2 protein-coding genes are annotated in these 2,553 nt (G+C 32.4%); one reads left to right on the forward strand and one right to left on the reverse strand.

The genetic code is table 11. From position 1 onward, the window contains the following. Positions 1-476 precede the first annotated feature (476 nt). Positions 477-869 carry a biopolymer transporter ExbD gene (locus tag H4J39_RS00055; RefSeq protein WP_182225426.1) on the forward strand — a complete coding sequence of 131 codons (393 nt, stop codon included), beginning with the start codon at positions 477-479 and terminating at the stop codon, positions 867-869. A gap of 318 nt (positions 870-1,187) precedes the next feature. Here H4J39_RS00055 and H4J39_RS00060 read toward each other — a convergent pair whose 3' ends face one another. Beyond that, positions 1,188-1,835, reverse strand: a complete 648-nt coding sequence (locus H4J39_RS00060) for an NAD-dependent epimerase/dehydratase family protein (RefSeq protein ID WP_182225427.1) — start codon at positions 1,833-1,835, stop codon at positions 1,188-1,190. Positions 1,836-2,553 lie beyond the last annotated feature (718 nt).

Here is a 2,553-nt window from a genome sequence, read left to right on the forward strand (position 1 = left end):
ACTTACTTTTAAAACGTTAAGTTAACGACTTTGCCCTAAAGCGATGTAGATAACTTATCAAAACAGCTCTTTCGTGGTTCGTTTTAACTGAACCCCTTGGAACTGGAGCGCATTCTAGACATTTTACAAAAAGGATCAAGCACTATTTTCATATTTTTGTTTGTTTGCATAAAAAGAAGACAAAACGTAGGATATTAAAACGAATATCTAATAATAACTATTTAAGTGTTACATATAGTCATTATAAATCTTGTACTATCTTCACTTTACGCTGGTATATAGATTATCTGTTAGTCCTTGCCAGTGTATCAAATTTACCTATATTACTTATTATAAAGTTTATTTAATAATTTAAATTTTACTTGTTTACGAATGAATTCGTATAAATATTGCTTAATAAATAATTTGCACTAGAGTAAGTAAAACACTATACGAATTAAATCGTAGTATATAACTAATAATTTTAAGGCACCAGGATGAGAAAGAGTAGACTTTATGAAGATCAAAAAGCTGAAGCGGATATGACGCCCATGCTTGATATTGTATTTATCCTTTTGATATTTTTTATTGTGACAACCTCATTTGTTAAGGAAGAAGGATTCTTAGTCAATAAACCTGATGGTGGTAACCCTAATCAAAATAATAATCCAATGTTATTGATTAGGATAAATGAAAATGGGCTTGTATCTTTAAATGGCAGAATTACAGATATTGAACGTCTACCAGCAAATATTGAAAACTATCTTGCCACTAATCAAGTCGCTGCTGCTGTCGTCATTCCACACGTGAACACAAATTATGATAACGTAGTAAAAGTTATTGACCATATAAGTATGGTTGGCGGCCTTACCGTCTCTATAGGTAAATAGTCTATATTATTTTTAGCCGTTAATGTTCTAACACTTTTGCTTAGTCCTTTATTAATTAGGTGGATCTATATTTTAAGATCATGATGTTAGATTATTTAACCTTTTACTTAATCTATACTTGTTTACCTAGTTCAATAATGATGTTAATGAAACAGACATTTGTTATTAGAGTGGAGTAATTAACAATAGAAGGTACATTATCAATAAATCATACGGTTACTCATTATTGCCTCACTTAACTTAAAACTCATCAGCACAAGGTTATTTTAATATCGTATTATCAGGAATAGTCAGTATAACTATCCAGTTTGTTTTTAATCACTTAATAAAAATCTCGTCAAGACGATAAAACTCTCTTGACGCCCCTTCTCTCTGACTTATAGATACCATTTTTGCTGCAACTTGCTCGCCGGTTATCGGACGAAAACGACGTAGAAAGGGAATAATGCATATAATAGGCATTATCCAACAACCCATTTTTTCACCTAAGCGAATTTGAGTTCGCTCACCAAGTAAGAGTGAAGGTTGAAATATACTAATCCGTTTAAATATCAATTGACTGACTCTATGTTCCAATTCACCTTTCATTTTTAGATACGAATTATTACTTTGCCCATTAGCTCCAGTAGATGAGACGAGTAAATAGTGACTTACGCCGTTCTTTGCTGCCAACTCTGCTGCTTTGAACTGGTATTCAAGATCAACTTTACGTTGACCATTGATTGAACCAGCTTGCTTAACAGTTGTACCAAGGCATGAGAATAAAAAATCGCCATCAAAAAGAGATAGGTAGTTATCCAATTGATCGAAGTCGACGACTTGATTAAGAACTTTTGTAGATGAATGCGGAGAAGATCTACGTGTTAGTGTAATAACTTTACCGATATAATCAGTATTAACCAATTGTTGAACTATCGCGCGTCCAACTAACCCCGTAGCTCCTATCACTATAGCTTTTTTTGTCATTACGCTTCCTCTAATGTTCTTAAATAACAAAATCAATATTTTTTGTTATGTTAGGCTTATATAAAACTCAATGAGTTCAAGGTCATAATAGCGATCCCATAAACAGGTTAGCCAATGGTGACTAAAGTATTCAAAGCACCATATTTGTCCATTAATATTATTGTTATTTAACTTACTCTTTCATCATATTATTATCTATCTCACTGATTTTAAAATATTATAAAAAGTAATTTTGCAAACAACTGTTCTATTTTAAAATTTTTATAGGTTCACTACTGTCCAACATAGAATTCACCACTACAATCAATAGTATCGATTAATTATAAATTTCAGAGGTTGAACTTGGGTTGTAACTAAGACCTTTGACTAAAGTGATCATTCATACGAATATTGATAACGGAAGTTATGAGCTCCAATATTAAAAAAATAATTTAATAATGTAGAGTTTAATATGATTTTTGAATCCTGAAAGCAAAAAGCCAAACGCTTTCGGATTGATATTCGCTAAATATAAGTGAAAAATATCTTACATTCACATCAGCTTTACTCAGCATAAGCCACACGACCAGCGGCGTACCTGTAATCTTGTACGCAATTTCGGTGATTTTTGTGTTTTTAAATCCCAGAAAGCAAAAAGCCCGATTCTTACGAATCGGGCTTCTCTTAATAGGCGCCTAGCAATGTCCTACTCTCACATGGGAACTCCCACACTACCATC

Source organism: Colwellia sp. Bg11-12, assembly GCF_014076955.1.
Taxonomy (GTDB): Bacteria; Pseudomonadota; Gammaproteobacteria; order Enterobacterales; family Alteromonadaceae; genus Colwellia_A.

Bases quoted from the DNA above. Each gene is read 5' to 3' on its own strand.
- H4J39_RS00055 (WP_182225426.1), top strand. From the start codon at position 477: ATGAGAAAGAGTAGACTTTATGAAGATCAAAAAGCTGAAGCGGATATG.
- H4J39_RS00060 (WP_182225427.1), bottom strand. From the start codon at position 1,835: ATGACAAAAAAAGCTATAGTGATAGGAGCTACGGGGTTAGTTGGACGC.